Annotated in this window: 14 protein-coding genes; 6 read left to right on the top strand and 8 right to left on the bottom strand. The window is 65.9% G+C overall.

Annotation, left to right across the window (positions count from 1 at the left end):
- Window positions 1-16: 16 nt before the first annotated feature.
- Window positions 17-829, top strand: a complete 813-nt coding sequence (cysW, locus tag ABIA30_RS22625) for a sulfate ABC transporter permease subunit CysW (protein ID WP_370069565.1) — start codon at window positions 17-19, stop codon at window positions 827-829.
- 28 nt (window positions 830-857) lie between these two features.
- A complete protein-coding gene (locus tag ABIA30_RS22620) occupies window positions 858-1,913 on the top strand; it encodes a sulfate/molybdate ABC transporter ATP-binding protein (RefSeq protein ID WP_370069563.1) in 1,056 nt (351 codons plus the stop codon).
- A gap of 3 nt (window positions 1,914-1,916) precedes the next feature.
- On the opposite strand, the gene ABIA30_RS22615 is transcribed toward ABIA30_RS22620, so the two are convergent.
- The 5 genes from ABIA30_RS22615 to ABIA30_RS22595 form a co-directional block, all read right to left on the bottom strand.
- Complete coding sequence (locus ABIA30_RS22615) at window positions 1,917-3,851, bottom strand: potassium transporter Kup (protein ID WP_370069561.1); 1,935 nt, start codon at window positions 3,849-3,851, stop codon at window positions 1,917-1,919.
- 279 nt (window positions 3,852-4,130) lie between these two features.
- A complete protein-coding gene (locus ABIA30_RS22610) occupies window positions 4,131-4,832 on the bottom strand; it encodes a sirohydrochlorin chelatase (protein WP_370069559.1) in 702 nt (233 codons plus the stop codon).
- A gap of 7 nt (window positions 4,833-4,839) precedes the next feature.
- The gene (locus ABIA30_RS22605; protein WP_370069557.1) at window positions 4,840-5,556 is read right to left on the bottom strand and encodes a phosphoadenylyl-sulfate reductase; all 717 of its coding nucleotides are present in this window, start codon (window positions 5,554-5,556) and stop codon (window positions 4,840-4,842) included.
- Window positions 5,553-7,217, bottom strand: coding sequence for a nitrite/sulfite reductase (locus ABIA30_RS22600; protein ID WP_370069555.1), 1,665 nt, complete (start codon window positions 7,215-7,217; stop codon window positions 5,553-5,555). The genes ABIA30_RS22605 and ABIA30_RS22600 overlap by 4 nt, the downstream gene beginning before the upstream one ends.
- A 109-nt stretch (window positions 7,218-7,326) precedes the next feature.
- The gene (locus ABIA30_RS22595; RefSeq protein WP_370069553.1) at window positions 7,327-7,440 is read right to left on the bottom strand and encodes an Ms4527A family Cys-rich leader peptide; all 114 of its coding nucleotides are present in this window, start codon (window positions 7,438-7,440) and stop codon (window positions 7,327-7,329) included.
- Between the two features lie 92 nt (window positions 7,441-7,532).
- On the opposite strand from ABIA30_RS22595, the gene hemW reads away from it, so the two are divergent.
- The 4 genes from hemW to ABIA30_RS22575 all read left to right on the top strand — a co-directional run bounded on the left by hemW (window position 7,533) and on the right by ABIA30_RS22575 (window position 13,726).
- Window positions 7,533-8,675: a radical SAM family heme chaperone HemW gene (gene hemW, locus ABIA30_RS22590; RefSeq protein WP_370069551.1), complete on the top strand. Its 1,143-nt coding sequence runs from the start codon at window positions 7,533-7,535 to the stop codon at window positions 8,673-8,675.
- A 77-nt stretch (window positions 8,676-8,752) separates the two neighbouring features.
- Complete coding sequence (locus ABIA30_RS22585; protein WP_370069549.1) at window positions 8,753-10,576, top strand: ABC transporter ATP-binding protein; 1,824 nt, start codon at window positions 8,753-8,755, stop codon at window positions 10,574-10,576.
- Between the two features lie 2 nt (window positions 10,577-10,578).
- Entirely contained in the window at window positions 10,579-12,330 is a 1,752-nt protein-coding gene (locus ABIA30_RS22580) for an ABC transporter ATP-binding protein (protein ID WP_370069753.1), read from the top strand.
- Between the two features lie 46 nt (window positions 12,331-12,376).
- Window positions 12,377-13,726 (top strand): salicylate synthase, encoded by a 1,350-nt coding sequence (locus ABIA30_RS22575; RefSeq protein ID WP_370069547.1) that lies wholly within the window; start codon window positions 12,377-12,379, stop codon window positions 13,724-13,726.
- Here ABIA30_RS22575 and ABIA30_RS22570 read toward each other — a convergent pair.
- From ABIA30_RS22570 to ABIA30_RS22560, 3 genes are all read right to left on the bottom strand, one after another.
- Complete coding sequence (locus ABIA30_RS22570) at window positions 13,711-14,892, bottom strand: acyl-CoA dehydrogenase family protein (RefSeq protein ID WP_370069545.1); 1,182 nt, start codon at window positions 14,890-14,892, stop codon at window positions 13,711-13,713. The genes ABIA30_RS22575 and ABIA30_RS22570 overlap by 16 nt on opposite strands.
- A 78-nt stretch (window positions 14,893-14,970) precedes the next feature.
- Complete coding sequence (locus tag ABIA30_RS22565; protein WP_370069543.1) at window positions 14,971-15,645, bottom strand: VC0807 family protein; 675 nt, start codon at window positions 15,643-15,645, stop codon at window positions 14,971-14,973.
- Window positions 15,646-15,688: 43 nt separating this feature from the next.
- Window positions 15,689-17,314 carry a (2,3-dihydroxybenzoyl)adenylate synthase gene (locus tag ABIA30_RS22560; RefSeq protein ID WP_370069541.1) on the bottom strand — a complete coding sequence of 542 codons (1,626 nt, stop codon included), beginning with the start codon at window positions 17,312-17,314 and terminating at the stop codon, window positions 15,689-15,691.
- Between the last annotated feature and the right edge of the window lie 13 nt (window positions 17,315-17,327).

Below are 17,327 nucleotides of genomic sequence, written 5' to 3'. Positions count from 1 at the left end.
CGACGGAGGCAGGGAAATGACCCTCTCGCCGGTACTGAAGTATCTGGTCAGGTATCTGGCGTTGGGATATGTCCTGGTGCTGGTGATCGTTCCGGTCGGACTGATCCTATGGCGAACCTTCGAGCCCGGCGTGGGCGAATTCATCAGTCAGATCACCACGCCTGCGGCCATCTCTGCGTTGCAACTATCGCTGGTGATTGTGGCGATCGTGGTGCCGCTCAACGTGCTGTTCGGCGTACCGACGGCACTTGTGCTGGCCCGCAACAAGTTTCGCGGCAAGAGTGTATTGCAGGCGGTGATCGACCTACCGTTCGCAGTTTCCCCGGTGGTGGTCGGTGTGGCCCTCATCCTGCTGTGGGGTTCGGCCGGCCTGTTCGGATTCGTCGAGCACGACCTGGGCCTGAAGATCATCTTCGGATTCCCGGGCATCGTGCTGGCCAGTATTTTTGTCACCGTGCCGTTCGTCATCCGCGAGGTCGAACCGGTGCTGCACGAGTTGGGCACCGACCAGGAGGAAGCCGCCGCGACGCTGGGCTCCCAATGGTGGCAGACGTTCTGGCGCATCACCTTGCCGTCCATTCGCTGGGGTCTGACCTACGGCGTCGTGCTGACTGTCGCCCGCACGTTGGGGGAGTACGGAGCGGTCATCATGGTGTCGTCCAACCTGCCGGGGAAGTCCCAGACACTGACACTGCTGGTCTCCGACCGTTACACCCGCGGCGCCGAGTACGGCGCGTACGCGGTGTCGACGTTGTTGATGGGGGTTGCCGTGATCGTGCTCGTCGTGCAAGTGATCCTCGACGCCAGGCGTGCCCGAGCCGCTAAGTAAGCCGTGACAGAGAAAGACTTTGAAGACTATGACTAGCAGCGAGCGGGTCGGGAACGCCATCACCGTGCGTGGCGCCAACAAGCATTACGGCGACTTCGCGGCCTTGGACAACATCGATTTCGATGTGCCCGAGGGTTCGTTGACGGCCTTGCTGGGGCCCAGCGGCTCGGGTAAGTCGACCCTGTTGCGGGCGATCGCCGGGCTGGACACCCCGGACACCGGCTCCATCACGATCAAGGGCAAGGACGTCACCGGGGTGCCGCCGCAGCAGCGCGGTATCGGTTTCGTGTTCCAGCACTATGCGGCGTTCAAGCACATGACCGTGCGGGAGAACGTTGGTTTCGGGCTCAAGATCCGCAAGCGACCCAAGTCCGAGGTCAAGGCGAGGGTGGACGACCTCTTGGAAGTGGTGGGACTCAGCGGTTTTCAGACTCGCTATCCCAGCCAGCTGTCCGGCGGTCAGCGCCAGCGGATGGCGTTGGCGCGGGCCCTGGCGGTCGATCCGCAGGTGTTGCTGCTCGACGAACCGTTCGGTGCCCTGGACGCCAAGGTGCGCGACGATCTGCGGACCTGGCTGCGCCGCCTGCACGACGAGGTGCACGTGACCACCGTGCTGGTCACCCACGATCAGGCCGAGGCGCTCGATGTCGCGGACCGGATCGCGGTGCTCAACAAGGGCCGGATCGAACAGGTCGGTTCACCTACGCAGGTTTACGACAGCCCCGCCAACTCATTTGTCATGTCGTTCCTCGGTGCGGTGTCGGTGCTGAACGGAACTCAAGTGCGCCCCCACGACATTCGGGTGGGCCGCACCCCGGACATGGCGATCGCGCAAGCCGACGGTGACGTGCGGGCGACCGGGGTGCTGCGGGCCCGGGTCGATCGAGTCGTGCGGCTGGGCTTCGAGGTTCGGGTCGAGCTGACATCAGCGGCCGACGGCACGCCGTTCACCGCCCAGATCACCCGCGGCGACGCCGAGGCACTGGCGCTGCACGAGGGCGACACGGTGTATGTCCGGGCGACCCGGGTCCCGCCGATCGCGGGCCGAGTGCAGGAAGTGGATGCCGCGCTGACCGGTGCGTAGTCCTCACACCTGAATGCGTGAGCCCAGGATCACCGTCTGGTCCGGCGGCAGCAGGAAGTAAGCGGCGGCATCCGAGGTGATGTACGACGTCGCGATGAAAAGCCTTGTCCGCCAAGGCGACATGGTCGGATGCTGGCACATCACCAGGTCGACCTTGGACAGGAAATACGTGGCCGCGGTCAGGTCGAGCGGTCCCTCGGTTTGCCGGGAGTCGAGCAGTTGCAGGGCGGCCGGCACATTCGGCCGCTCCATGTAGCCGTGTTTGGCCGTCACGTGGACGATCCCGTCGTCGGTATAACCGAGGTCGTCGACCTGTAGGCGGTCGGCGTCGGCGATGCGCGGCACCGTCGCGGTGATCAGGGTCAGCACCACCACGTGCTCGTGCAGCATGCGGTTGTATTTGACGTTGGCGCGCATGGCCAGTGGCGCCGTCTCGATACCGCGGTTGAGGAACACCGCCGTGCCCGGTACCCGGGTCACCGGCGGCTTACTGGCCACGATGGAGTCGACGAACTGCCGCAGCGACCCCTCCGCCTGATCGCGCGCCCGGGTGACGATCTCGGCACCGCGTTGCCAGGTGGTCATGATGGTGAACGTGATCAGGCCGATCAACAGTGGCAGCCAGGCGCCGTGCACCAGCTTGGTCAGGTTGGCGGCGAAGAACAGCAGGTCCACGGTGAGCAGCGGCGCGCCGATACCGATCACCACCCACAGCGGCCAATTCCACCTGGCGCGTGCGATGTTCAGGAACAGCAGCGTGGTGATGGTGATGGTGCCGGTGACCGCCATGCCGAACGCGTACGCCAGGGCGGCCGAACTGCGGAAGGCGAACACCAGGGTCAGCACTGCAACAACCAGGATGCTGTTGATCCACGGCACATAGATCTGACCGATGGTCGACGCGGAGGTGTGCATGACCCGCAGTCGAGGCAGATAGCCCAGGCGTGCGGCCTGGGCGGCAACCGAGAACGCCCCGGTGATCACCGCCTGTGATGCGATGACCGTTGCCGCCATGGCCAGTATCACCATGGGCAGCCGGCCCCAGTCGGGCGTCAGCAGGAAGAACGGCGCGTCGTTGACATCCGGGTTCTTCAGTAGCAGGGCGCCCTGACCGAAGTAGCTCAGCACACAGGCGGGGAACACCAGCAGCATCCAGGCCAGGGTGATCGGCTTGCGACCGAAATGCCCCATGTCGGCGTACAGCGCCTCGGCGCCAGTGACCGACAGCACCACCGCGGCCAGTGCGAAGAACGCGATGCCGAAGTGACCGCCCAGAAAACTCAGTGCGTAGCTGGGGGACAACGCGTGAAGGATCTCGGGGTCCTTGCTGATGCCCATGACCCCGCAGGCGCCGATCGCGGCGAACCACAGGATCATCACCGGGCCGAAGAACCGACCGACGGTCGCAGTGCCGTGCCGCTGCACGCTGAACAATGCCAGGATGATCACCGCGGTGATCGGCACCACCCAGTCGGCCAGGCCCGGGCTGAGCGTTTTCACACCTTCGACGGCCGACAACACCGAAATTGCCGGCGTGATCATCGAGTCACCGAAAAACAGTGCAGCGCCGAGGATTCCAAGTGCGGCCAGGACGGACGTGGTTCGGGCGCCGAGCTTGGACGACGACCGCTTCACCAGGGTGATCAGCGCCATCACGCCACCCTCGCCCTCGTTGTCGGCGCGCATCACGAGCATCACGTAGGTGACGGTGACGATCAGCATCACCGACCAGAACACCAAAGAGACCACACCGTAGATGTGGTCTCTGCTGATCGGGACGGGATGGGGGTCACCGGGATCGAACACCGTCTGCATGGTGTAGATCGGACTGGTACCGATGTCGCCGAACACCACGCCCAGCGCACTCACCGCCAGACCTAGACGTAATCCCTGCCGACTGTTGTCGGGGTGAGTGGCCACGCGCGGTGCCTCCTGCATTCGGCGGTTGTGCTACCGCTGAAGGATGCTAGGCGACGCAGGCGGAATGCGCTGTCAGTGCCGCGCCGCGCGGGAGGGCACGTCGCGCCGGTTGTGGTGCCGGCACACCAACAGAACCGATGCCGGCAGTGCCAGCATGGACAGGAGTTGCAGCAGGTCAGACATCTGCGGCCCGGAAATCTCGCATGGATCCGATTCAATCCGCGCGATCAGCCGCCGGCGACCATCTATATGGAATCCTGATGCCGATCCGGGCCGTCTTACCGCGATCCGAACGTCTCAGGCGGCGCGGCGGGCCGCAACCGCCTCATCGAACCGGTCCAATACCGTCTCGGCGACCAGACGATGTGCTCCCAGTGGTTGTGCCATCGGGATCCCGTGTGTCTGCGCATAGTCGGCGACCCGGTCGGTGATCCGGCCGTGCGCGAGGAACCACGGTGCGATCACCAGTTCGGTGGCGCCCTCGCAGCGCAGCAGTTGTGCCGCCTCGTCCAGGTTCGGCCGCGGGCCGGTGGCGAACGCCGTGGTTGCTCGCCAGTGCGTGCCGGCGACCAGTCCCGCGGCAACCGATGCGGTACGGGCGTTGGCTTCGGCCGATGAGGAGCCCACGGCCGTCACCAGCACCCCGATCCGGCCGTCGAGGCGCGAGACCCCGCAGTGGGTCAATCTTTGGCTCAGCACGTGGATCAGCCGGTCGTCTTCACCGAGTACCCCGGCTTGGCGTACGTCGGCACCCGATCCGGCGATCATCGCGGGGATGTCGATGCGGGCGTGATAGGCGTCGGCCAGCAGGAGCGGCACCACCACGGCGCCGGCTGGGCAGGCGGCCAGCGCGTCCTGAAGATTGGGCGAATTCTGTTCGCAGAAGGCCAGTTTCACGTCGAGGCCGCGCCGCAAGGCGGCCACCGTGTTGGCCACCTCGCGGGCGTTGGCCGCGGACCGCGGATCGACGCTGCCGTGCGCGGTGAGGATCAGTTGCACTACAGCCTCAAGAAAGGTGCAAGCCGCATTCGGTTTTGGACTGGCCGGCCCAGCGGCCGCTGCGCGGGTCGGCGCCCTCAGCCGGCTTGGCTGTGCAGGGCGCGCAGCCGATGGACGGATAACCCTCGTCGACCAGGGGATTGACCAGAATGCCGTTGGCGTCGATGTAGGCCTGCATCTGCTCATCGCTCCAGGCGGCGATCGGGTTGATCTTCACCAGACCGAACGCCTCGTCGAAGCTGACGAGGGGGGCGTTGGCCCGGGTGGGGGCTTCGACCCGGCGGATGCCCGTGACCCAGGCGGAGTATCCCTTGAGCGCCTTGGACAGCGGTTGTACCTTGCGCAGGTTGCAGCACTGCGCGGCTTCGCGGGCGAACAGGTCCTTGCCCAGCAGTTGGTCCTGCTCCGCCACGGTGTGCTCGGGGGTGACGTTGACGATCTTCACGTCGTACACGGTTTCCACGGCGTCGCGGGTACCGATGGTCTCGGCGAAGTGGTAGCCGGTGTCCAGGAACAGCACGTCGACCCCGGGACGCACCTTGGCCGCCATCTCCACCAGCACGGCGTCCTGCATGTTCGAGGCCACCACGTAGTTGCCTGCGAAGTTCTCGTCAACCCAGCGCAGCAGTTCTTCGGCACTGGCATCGGCCAACGCGGCCGCGCCGCGCTGGGCGATCGCCCTCAGTTCGACAACGTCGTGGGTAGCAGTCATTTCATCGGTCATCGCAACTCCGCTTCGTCGGCCCGTACGGCCCACTGGGCGAAACGCTCGCCGGGCTCACGCTGTTCCGTGAAGTTGCGCACGACCCGCTCGATGTAGTCGCCGAGCTCGGTGGCCAGTACCTTGTGCTGACGCAGCTTGCGGCCGAATCCGCTGTCCAGGCCCAGGCTGCCGCCGAGGTGCACCTGGAAGCCTTCTTCGGGGCCGTTCCCCTCGTCGATCATCTGGCCCTTGAAGCCGATGTCGGCGATCTGGATCCGGGCGCACGAGTTCGGGCAGCCGTTGAGGTTGATGGTCACCGGCACGTCGAGGGTGGCGTTCAGGTCGGCCAGTCGCTGCTCCAGCTCGGGCACCAAAGTCTGTGCGCGAACGCGGGTTTCGGCGAACGAGAGCTTGCAGTATTCGATACCGCTGCAGGCCATCAGGTTCTTGCGCCACATCGAGGGCCGGGTCTGCAGGCCGATCGCGTCCAGCCCGGCGATCAGTTCCTCGACCTTGTCGTCGGCCACGTCCAGGATGACCAGCTTCTGGTAGGGCGTCAGCCGGATGCGGTTGGAACCGGCGGCCTCGGCCAGATCGGCGATCTTGGTCAGCAGGGTGCCCGAGGAACGGCCCGCGATGGCGGCGACACCGACGGAGTTCAGGCCACTCTTGAGTTTCTGCACACCGACGTGGTCGATGGTGTGCGCAACCTGCTCGGGGGCCGGCCCGTCGATCAGTTTGCGGCCCAGGTATTCGGTTTCGAGGACTTCGCGGAACTTTTCTACGCCCCAGTCCTTGACCAGGAACTTCAGCCGCGCCTTGGACCGTAGCCGGCGGTAACCATAGTCCCGGAAGACCTTGGTGATGGCTTCCCAGACATCGGGCACCTCGTTCAGCGGCACCCACGCTCCGAGGCGCTGGGCCAGCATCGGATTGGTGGACAGGCCGCCGCCGACCCAGATGTCCAGGCCGGGGCCGTGGTCGGGGTGGTTCACGCCGATGAATGCGATGTCGTTGATCTCGTGGGCGACGTCCTGCAGACCCGAGATGGCGGTCTTGTACTTGCGCGGCAGGTTGGAGAACTCCGGGTTGCCGACATACCGGCGGACGATCTCGTCGACGGCCCAACTGGGGTCGAGGACCTCGTCCAGCGACTCGCCGGACAACGGGCCACCGAGCACAACGCGGGGGCAGTCACCGCACGCCTCGGTGGTCTGCAGGCCGACCGCCTCCAGACGACGCCAGATTTCGGGCACGTCCTCGACGCGGATCCAGTGGTACTGAATGTTCTCGCGGTCGGTGATGTCGGCGCTGTCTCGCGCGAACTCGGTGGAGATCTCGCCGATGGTGCGCAGTGCTGCGCTGGTCAGCGCGCCGCCGTCGCACCGCACCCGCATCATGAAGTAAGGGGCTTCCAACAGGTCGGCGTTGTCGTCGCCGGTGTAGGTGCCGTCGTAGCCCTGCTCACGCTGGGTGTACAAGCCCATCCAGCGGTAACGGCCGCGCAGGTCGTCTTTGCTGATCGACTCGAAGCCCTGTTTGGAGTGGACGTCGATGATCCGGGCGCGCACGTTGAGCGCGTCGTCTTCCAACTTGAACACTTCGTTGGCGTTCAGCGGTTCACGGTTGCCCAGCGCCCACTGGCCTTCGTCGCGGGTTTTGGCGGGCTTTGCTGTCGTCATTTGTGGGGCTCCCTTGAACAAGGAGCCGGCTCAGGAATCGTGCGAATACCCGTGGCTGTCCGGGCAGCGCAGATCCGGCAGCCAGCTGATGGTTTCAGGTGGGTCAGGTCTACGGCGTCAAAGGCAGACAGCAACAGCTACATACGCGCTTGAAGTCGACATGCCGACGTGTCACCAACGCGGAACCGAGGGTGCGATTGAGGCTGGCGGACACGCTGGCCATTCTGCCACGACCAGCGGCTGGTGCCCTAACCGGCCGAAACTAGCGATCACCGCGAGCAAAAGTCGTCCGGACTCGGTGGGACACTGATCCTCATGACCGACGCAGCCGCAACCGCCACCGGGCCGTTCGGCATCTATATCCATGTGCCGTTCTGCGCGACGCGCTGCGGGTATTGCGATTTCAACACCTACACGGCCGGTGAGCTGGGCGGATCGAACCCTGACGGCTGGCTGGAGGCGCTGCGGATCGAGCTGTCGATGGCCGGGGCGCAGATCGATCTGCCGGTTGACACCGTGTTCGTCGGCGGCGGCACCCCGTCACTGTTGGGCGGTTCCGGGCTAAGTGCAGTGCTCGACGCGGTGCGGGATAATTTCCGGCTAGCCCCCACGGCCGAGGTCACCACCGAGGCGAATCCGGAGTCGACGTCGACCGCATTCTTCGCCGAGCTGCTGGAGGCCGGGTACACCAGGGTCTCGTTGGGTATGCAGTCGACGGCACCGCACGTACTGGCGGTATTGGACCGGACCCACTCGGCCGGCCGGGCGCCGGCAGCGGCCGCCGAGGCGCTGGCGGCGGGCTTCGCGCACGTCAATCTCGACCTCATCTATGGCACACCGGGGGAGACCGACGACGACTTGCGCCGTTCGGTGGATACGGCGATCGACGTCGGTGTCGACCATGTGTCGGCGTATGCCCTGATCGTCGAGGACGGCACGGCATTGGCCCGCCGGGTTCGACGCGGGGAGATCTCCGCTCCCGACGACGACGTGCTGGCATCTCGCTACGAGCTGCTGGACGCGTACCTGAGCCGGGCCGGTTTCGACTGGTACGAGGTGTCGAACTGGAGCCGCCCGGGCGGGGAATGCCGGCACAACCTGGGTTACTGGGACGGTGGTCAGTGGTGGGGGGCCGGGCCCGGCGCGCATGGATTCGTCGGCGCCCGCCGGTGGTGGAATGCCAAGCACCCGAACACTTATGCCGCGGAGCTGGCGCAGGGCCGGCTGCCGGTCGGCGACTTCGAGGAGCTCGATGACGCGGCCAGGCACACCGAGGACGTGATGTTGCGGTTGCGGCTGCGTACCGGGCTGCCGGTCGGTGCATTGAGCTCGGCCGAGCGGGACCGGGCCGCCGCGGCGGTGGCCGACGGATTGCTGCGGCACTCGGGCGATCGGCTGGTGCTGACCGATCACGGCCGGCTGTTGGCTGACGGGGTGGTGCGCGCGATCTTGGACTGAGCGTTCGGGGTTGGTGGTACGCGCGAACACTCCGGCATATATGGTTAGGCAATCCTTACCAACTTGCTGGAGGTTCAATGCCCGCGGCGCAGTCCACGACCTCGTTACGTGATCGGCGCCGATCGGGTGACGTCGCGGCGGCCAGAATCGCCGCGGCCAAGGATGTGGCATCGCTCAAGCGACTCCTCGCCCCGGTCCGCGGCCGCACCGCCTTGGCGCAGGTGCTGCAGCTCGTCGCGTCGGCTGCCACGGTCGTACCTTTCATCGGCATCGTCGAGTTGGGGCGCTACCTGTTGTCCGGCGGTCCGGTCGATGCCACGCGGGTGTGGAGCCTGGTAGTGGTTCTGATCGGTGGCGGCCTGGCCGTGCGCACGTTGGCCGGTGGTCTGGCGTTGACCCTCACCCACTTCGCCGACGTCGAACTACAGGGTCGGCTGCGGCGGCAGTTGGTCGATGCATTGGGACGCCTGCCGCTGGGCTGGTTTGGCGAGAACTCCTCGGGTGAGGTCCGCAAGGCCATCCAGCATGACGTCGGTGAACTGCACTACCTGGTGGCCCACGCTGCCGTGGAGAAGACCGGGGCGTTGGCCACTCCCTTGTTCGGCCTGGCCTACTGCTTCTATCTGGATTGGCGGCTGGGCCTGCTGGCGATCGGCACCATTCCGATCTACCTCGTGGTCTACGGCTTTCTGATGCGCGGTGCGGTGGCCCGGATGGGCCAGATGAACGAGGGCATCGCCGCCATCAGTGCCACCATCGTGGAGTTCATCGCCGGTGTCTCGGTGGTCAAGACATTCGGCGAGACGGGCAAGGCGCACAAGCGTTTTGCCGCGGCCGCCGACGAATTCAACGATGGATTCGCGGGATTCGTCGGTCCGATGGTGCGGCTGCGGGCGGTCTCGTCGGTGTTCGTCGAGGCCCCGGTGGTGTTGTTGGTCAACCTGGCCGGTGGCTGCTGGTTTGTCCGCAACGGCTGGGTGAGCCCGATCGAGGTGTTGGGGTCGACGCTGGTGGCGGTCACCATTCCGACCGCGGTGCTGGCCGTCGGATACTCGGCTGCCGCGCAGAAACAGGCGGTGGCCGCGGCCGGCCGTCTGACGGCGTTGTTGAACACCACTGCGCTGCCGGTGGCGGGCCTGCCCAAAGTGCCACAGGACAATTCGGTCGAATTCGACGGCGTCGAGTTCTCCTATGATGGGGAATCCGTTGTTCTGCACGATGTTTCGCTGACCTTACCGGCCGGTACCGTCACCGCACTGGTGGGCCCGTCGGGTGGTGGCAAGTCGACGCTGGCCACCCTGGTGCCGCGGTTTCACGACGTCACCGCGGGCGCGGTGCGCATCGGCGGGGTCGACGTGCGCAATATCGATCCGAAAGTGTTGTACCGGCAGGTCGGTTTCGTGCTGCAGGACGTGCAGCTGCTGGGCATCAGCGTTGCCGACAACATCCGTCTGGGCCGGCCGCAGGCCCCTATCGAGGATGTGCACCGGGTGGCCCGGGCGGCCCAGATCCACGATCGAATCATGGAGCTGCCCAAGGGGTATGACTCGGTGGTCGGGCGGGATGCGTACTTCTCCGGCGGCGAGGAGCAACGGGTCAGCATTGCGCGGGCACTGCTGGCCGACGCTCCGATCCTGGTGCTCGACGAGGCGACCGCCTTCGCCGATCCGGATTCGGAGGCTCAGATCCAGGCGGCGCTGTCGACGTTGATCGCCGGACGTACGGTGCTGGTGATCGCGCACCGACTCGGCTCGATTGTGGGCTCGGACAACATCGTGGTGCTGCGTGACGGCCGGATCGCCGAGCAGGGCCGGCACCGTGATCTGCTCGCTGCCGATGCCACCTACGCCCAGATGTGGCGGTCCTATCAGGGTTCCGCGGAGCTGGAGGTCACACGATGACGATGATCAGCGGGTTCTTGCGGATTCTCGGACCGCAGCGCGGCAAGATGTACAGCTTCCTGGCGTGGGCGACGGCTTACGGTCTGCTGCACGGTCTTTCGATGGTCCTGTTGGTGCCGATCTCGGTGGCACTGTTCGACGGCGAATTCGGCTCGGCGACACGCTGGTTGGCGGTGTTGGCCGGGGTGGTGTTGGTCAGCGCTGTCGCGCATTACGTGCAGGCGGCCCGCGCCATGCGAATGGCCCTGACCACCATGCGGCTGCTGCACCACCGTATCGGGGATCACCTGGTAACCCTGCCGCTGGGCTGGTTCACCCGGGAGCGGGTGGGTCAGGTTTCCCAGATCGCGGTCAAGGGAACCACATTCGTCGGAACCAGCAGCGCGCATCTGGTGACGCCGCTGGTGGTCAACACCACCAGCGCGCTGACCGTGGTGGCCGGGTTGTTCGTCTTCGACTGGCGTATCGGTGCGGTGGCGTTGTTCGGCGGTGTGGTGTTGGTGGTGGCCACCCGGGCCGCCGCGGCGCTGATCGCGTCGGCGGAGGCGCGCACTCACGACGCCGAGACCGAAGTGAACAATCGAGTCATCGAATTCGCCCGGTGCCAACCGGTATTGCGCTCTTTCGGCCGTACCGGAACCGACTATCGGCCACTCTCGGAGGCACTGGACAATCAGTATCAGGTCGGACGGCGGGCGCTGTGGGCGTCGGTCGCCGGCATGATGCTCGGCAGCGTCGGGGTACAGACGGTGTTCTCCGGATTGATCGGTGTGGCGGCCTGGCTGGCGGTCGACGGGAGTGTCAACCCGGTGACGTTGGTGGCGATCCTCGGGCTGGCCGCTCGATTTGCTTCGCCGCTGTCCGAATTGACCGAGTATGGCTCGGCAATGCGAATGGCGGGCACCGAACTGGACCGGATCACCTCGATCCTGGACACTGCGCCGCTACCGGAACCGGTTGACCCGAAGCCGATTTCGGCCGCCGGGCAGATTGAGCTGGACCGGGTGGCATTCGGTTATCCGGGACGTTCGGTGCTGGCCGATGTCAGTTTCACCGCCCGGCCGGGCACCATGACCGCGCTGGTCGGGCCGTCCGGTTCGGGCAAGACCACCATCACCCGACTGCTGGCCAGGTTCTACGACGTCGATTCGGGGACAGTGCGAGTCGGCGGCGTCGACGTTCGCGACCAGACTGCCGAGCAATTGATGGGCCAGTTGTCCCTGGTGTTTCAGGATGTCTATCTGTTCGACGACACCCTGTGGGAGAACGTCCGGATCGGTAACCCGAACGTCGACCAGGAACAGATCAGGGCTGCGGCCCGCACCGCGGGTCTGGATTCGGTCGTGGAGCGATTGCCGGGCGGCTGGCAGACCCGGGTGGGGGAGGGCGGCTCGGCGCTGTCCGGCGGTGAGCGGCAAAGGGTTTCGATTGCCCGTGCACTGGTCAAGAACGCCCCGGTGGTGCTGTTCGACGAAGCGACCAGCGCACTGGATCCGCAGAACGAGCGCCACGTCGCGGACTCGATCCGGACGCTGGCCGACCGCAGCACGGTCATTGTGATCGCGCACAAGCTGTCCACTGTGGTCGCTGCCGACAGCATCGTCGTGCTGTCCGACCGTGGCACCGTGGAGGCCACCGGTACCCACGACGCGTTGATGGTGGCCGGGGGCAGGTATGCGGATTTCTGGGCGCAACGTGCGTCGGCGAACGGCTGGTCGATGGCCGGCGCTGGGGCGCGGATCACATCGGCGTAGCCCTGTTTTTCAAGTGAGGTTAGGCTAAATTAACTAGGTGCTCAAGGTGACTGCTGAAGCTGCTGTTCCTTCGTCCGTGACGCGTATTTCGTTGCCGGCCAACGTCGCTCCGGCCGATCTCGTCGCGCAGCTGGCTGTCGAGTTGCCCGAGAGCGTGGGCGCCGACTACGTCGTCTACGAGCGTTCCGGTGAGTGGATCCTGGCCTCCGGCGTGCGGGCTGCCGTCGAGCTGGACAGCGACGAGGTGCGGTTCGTAAGCCCTGACGGCACCGTGGCCCGAGAGATCTGGAGCGGCCGCCCGGGGCAGGTGCTGGGCGACTCCATCGACCGATTGTTGTTGGAGACCGATCGGTTGTTCGGGTGGGTGGCGTTCGAGTTCGGCGCATACCGGTTCGGGCTACAGCAGCGGTTGACGGCCGGTACTCCGCTGGCACGAATCTTCAGCGCGCAGACGCAGATTGTCATCACCAGCAACGAGATTCGAGTCCCGGGCGATGATCCGCAGACGCTGGCGGCGGTCCGGCGGTTGCTGGACTCGGGCCTTACCGAGGCTGCCGCGCCGGCTCCGGTCGATGTGCTCACAGACGTCAGCGACTACCGGTCACGGGTGGCTGCCGCGGTCGGGGAAATCGTTGCGGGGCAATACCAGAAGGTCATTCTGTCCCGGCGCTTCGATGTGCCCTTCGTCGTCGATTTTCCTTCTACTTATCGGGTCGGCCGGGCGAACAACACCCCGGCGCGTTCATTCTTGTTGCGACTGGGTGGAATTCGAGCCCTCGGTTTCAGTCCCGAGTTGGTCGCCGCGGTGCGCGAAGATGGCGTGGTGATCACCGAGCCTTTGGCCGGTACCCGGGCGTTCGGTCGGGGGCGTGATCACGACCGTGCTGCGCGTCAAGACCTGGAGTCGAATTCCAAAGAGATTGTCGAGCATGCGATCTCGGTGCGCAGCTCGTTGCAGGAGATTGCCGAGGTGGCCCAGTTGGGCACCTCGATCGTCAGTGACTTCATGACAGTGCGCGAGCGCGGGAGCGTCCAGCACCTGGGTTCCACCGTCTGTGGGTTGTTGTCGGAGGGCATGACCCGGATGGACGCGCTGGAGGCGCTGTTCCCGGCGGTGACCGCGTCCGGTATCCCCAAGGCCGAGAGTGTAGAGGCGATCATGCGGTTGGACGAGTCCCCGCGAGGTCTGTATTCCGGTGCGGTGGCGATATTTTCGGCCGATGGCGGAATGGATGCGGCGTTGACGCTGCGCTCGGCCTACGAGGTCGACGGGCAGACCTGGCTGCGGGCCGGTGCGGGCATCATCGCCGAGTCGACCCCTGAGCGCGAGTTCGAAGAGACCGTCGAGAAGCTCACCACACTGGCGCCGTACCTGGTCCCTCAGAGCCCGGGCTGATCTTCGATCAGGCCGAGCCAGATCTGGGCGGCGTCCATTGCCACCTTCTCACCGATGAAGGCGTGCTGGGTGCCGGTGTAGATGTCGCGGAACGCGCGCTCCAACCGCGACCCCTCGCGGATGGAACTGGTGCCGGCAGCCAGATGCGCCCACTCGGCACACATGCGCGCGGTATCGGTGGCATAGACCGCGGCCACCCGCATGTCCGCCCGGAGGGTGGGTGTCAGTCGCCCGCCGCCTGCGACGACCGCCTCGGCGGTGCCGAACGCTTCCAGCACGAGCAGTCGGGCCGCGCGCCAGGCCGCGACATGGTGGGCGAGCCCCTTCTGGAAGGTCTGCCGACTGGCCAGCGCGGCCATGTCGCTCATCCGAAACTTGGTGGCCGCCAACTCTTGTACATCGTCGAGCATGCTCTTGGCCACCCCGAGCGCCCAGGCCGCGTGGCCGGCCGCGGTCACGGGCATCATGCCCATCCGGAAGGCCGGCGAATCACCACGCAGGGGCTCGGTGGTGAACAGGTCGAAGGTCCGGTGGGCGGGTACGAACAGGTCGTCCGCGTGATAGTCGTACGAACCGGTTCCCTTGAGCCCCTGGACAAACCAGCCGTCGTCGAAGGTGACTTCATCGCGAGGCAGGATGGCGATCTTCATCTCGGGCAGGCCTTCGCTGATCCACCGCACTTCACCGTCGTGCATCGGGATGAAGCCGGCCGCGATGTACTGTGCGTGACCGGTACCGGAGCCGAAGCTCCATTTGCCGGTCAGCCGGTAACCCCTGTCCACCGCGATGCCTTGGCCGTTGGGAAAGAACTGGCCGCCCATGGTGACCGTGTTGTCGTGGGCGGTGAACACCTCGGCGAAGCCCTCATCGGGCAGATAGGCTCCGGCCGCGAACGACGACGGTAGATTGGCGATCCCCACCCAGCCGAATGACCCGTCCTGCCAAGCCATTTCGATCCAGGTCTCGATCATGTCGGCAAAGGTCGGCTCGGCCCCGCCGGCCGCGACCGGATTGAAGGCGGACATCAACCCGCCGGCCCACATCTGGTCGACGATGGCTCCCGTCAGAGTGCGCTGCCGCTCGCTGTCGGCGGCTTCGGCTCGCACCAGATCGCGCATGCCGCGCGCCAGGTCAACAATCTGTCCGGCCGGCGCGGTACGTGTCATGGAGCCACCATATTCGGCAGTTGGCAGGCCTTGGTGGCAATCGCCGAGTTGGTGGCGCGGTGCTGATACCCAGCGGTATTACGCGTGGCCGGTGGGTGCGGCGACCGGGTCCCGTCCTTGTACGAATTTCCGGATCAGGGTCACGGCGGCGACGATGCACAGGACGACCAGTGTGGGCCCCGTGGCGACGATGAGGATCTGGGACACGTCCACCGGAAAGTGGAAGATCAGGTACAACGCGAACGCGGGATAGATGCCACAGAGCAGACCGAGCCAGAGGCACAGCCGGGTATGCAGCGTGTGCCAGTCTGCGATGTCATGGTCGGTCCAGCCCCGTTGTGGCAGCACAGATTCGGCGAGGGCCGGGGAGATGACTGCTGCGACCTTCTTGGAGTTGGGCTTGCGCACCAGGCCGCTGATGGCGAAGGACCACACCAGCAGCGACATCGGGATGAGTTCCAGTGCCTGCACCACTCGCGGGTTCTTCGTGGTCAGGGCAATGGTCAGCGAGCAGGCCGACCCGACGAGGACCAGGATGTTCGCCGGCTCGACCTTGCGTTTGCGCGCCATGGTCAGCAGTCCCTGAACGGCTGCGGTGACGATCGCCCCCACCAGCGCCAGGTAGGGCACCACGTCGAACGCGCGCAGCGCGTAGTACGCGGCCACCGGCGGCAGCGTGTTGATCGCGGTGGTCTTGATGTACTCGCCCAGACTGCGCGGAGTGTCGGTGTCGGCGGATGGTTGTTCAGACATGGGAGTGGTCCTCCTGTGGTTGATGGCGCGCGGATGAATGGCGTCAGGTCAGCTCGGCGATCAACACCTTCTTGTCGATCTTTCCGACGGCGGTCAGTGGCAGCGCGGTCTTGGCGACCAGCACATCGGGACGACTGTGTGCGGCGACACCTCGGGCATCCAGATAGTCAATGAGCTCGGGGAGGGCGACAGCCGTGTCGACGAAAACCACTACTGCACAGATCGTTTCGCCGAGATAGTCATCGGGTAGCGCGATCGCCGCGGCGGACCGGATCGCCGGATGACTCAGTAGGTGTTCCTCGAGGTCGAGCGCGGAGACGGTCTCACCGGCTCGGTGGATGACGTCCTTTATCCGGCCGGTCACCTGGAGATAGCCGCCGGCCAAGCGCCGCACTCGATCTCCGGTGCGGTAGTAACCGTCCGGGCTGAACGACCGCTCGTTGTCGCGGGGTGCGCGGTAGTAGCCGTTGATGGTGTACGGCCCGCGAACCAGCAGTTCGCCTTCGTCGCCCACAGGTACCTCGTCGCCGTTGTCATCGACCACGCGCAACTCGTCGTGCGGGCACAGCGGCGCACCCTGGGTCTGCTCCAGCAACTCGGCGGAATCTCCCGGTCGGGTGTAGTTGACCAGGCCCTCGGCCATGCCGAACACCTGCTGCAGTCCGGGGGTCAGCTCGGCCCGCAGGGCCGAGGCGTCGGCGGCGCCGAGTTTGGCGCCGCCGACCTGGAGCAACCGTAAGGTGCTGGGGCGCTGCGGTTCCCAGTCGCAGGCCTGGGTCCACAGCTTGGCCAGCGCCGGTACCAGGGCGGTGACGGTGACGTGGTGGCGGGCGATGGTGGCGAAGGCGGCTTCCGGGCTGGGATCGGTGGTGAAGACGGTGGTGGCGCCGACGGACATCGCCCCCAGTAGGCCCGGGCAGGCCAGCGGGAAGTTGTGTGCCGCGGGCAGGACAGCCAAATAGGTGTCATCACAAGACAATTGGCACAATCGCGCGCTGGCGATGGCGTTGTAGACATAGTCGTCATGGGTACGGGGAATGAGCTTGGGTGCTCCGGTCGTGCCGCCGGAGACCAGCAACAGTGCGGGTTCGGTGGTGGTGACCACCCGTTCGGGTGGCTCGGAACCGGACTTGAGCAGGGCCTCCCACGGGGTGAATTCCGCGGCGTCGCCGTCGATGATCACCCGCCGTAACGGGGGGTGGTCCGCGGTCAACTGCCGGGCCAGCGTGCGGTAGTCGAAGCCGCCCTGGTGATCGGTGATCACCAGCGCGGTGGCGCCGCTGACCGCGGCGAAGTGACTGAGTTCGGCGCGGCGGTGCGCGGGCAGGCACATCACCGGTACGGCGCCGGCGCGCAGCAGCCCGAACAGGGCGACGGCGAAACGGTTGGAGTTCGGCAACTGCAGCAGCACCCGATCACCGGCGCTGATGCCCAGGGCTGCGAATCCCGCGGCGGTGGTGTCGGCCAACCGATCCAGTTCGGCGAAGGTGTGCGACGTCTGATGATCTACCACCGCGTGGCGTGATGGCCACTGCTTCGCCGCGTCAGAAAGTAAGGTGTCCAACGGTTTTGAGGCCCAGTAGCCGTTGGTGCGGTAGGTCTCGGCGCGCGCCTCGGGAAATGGTTCAAATCCCTCCAGCAAATCCGTGATGGATGTAGTGGGCGTCACGACTGAATCCCCC

It is taken from the genome of Mycobacterium sp. MAA66 (assembly GCF_041261665.1).
GTDB lineage: Bacteria > Actinomycetota > Actinomycetes > Mycobacteriales > Mycobacteriaceae > Mycobacterium.
The sequence above is the reverse complement of the archived record's forward strand: the minus strand, read 5'-3'. Positions and strand labels throughout refer to the sequence as shown.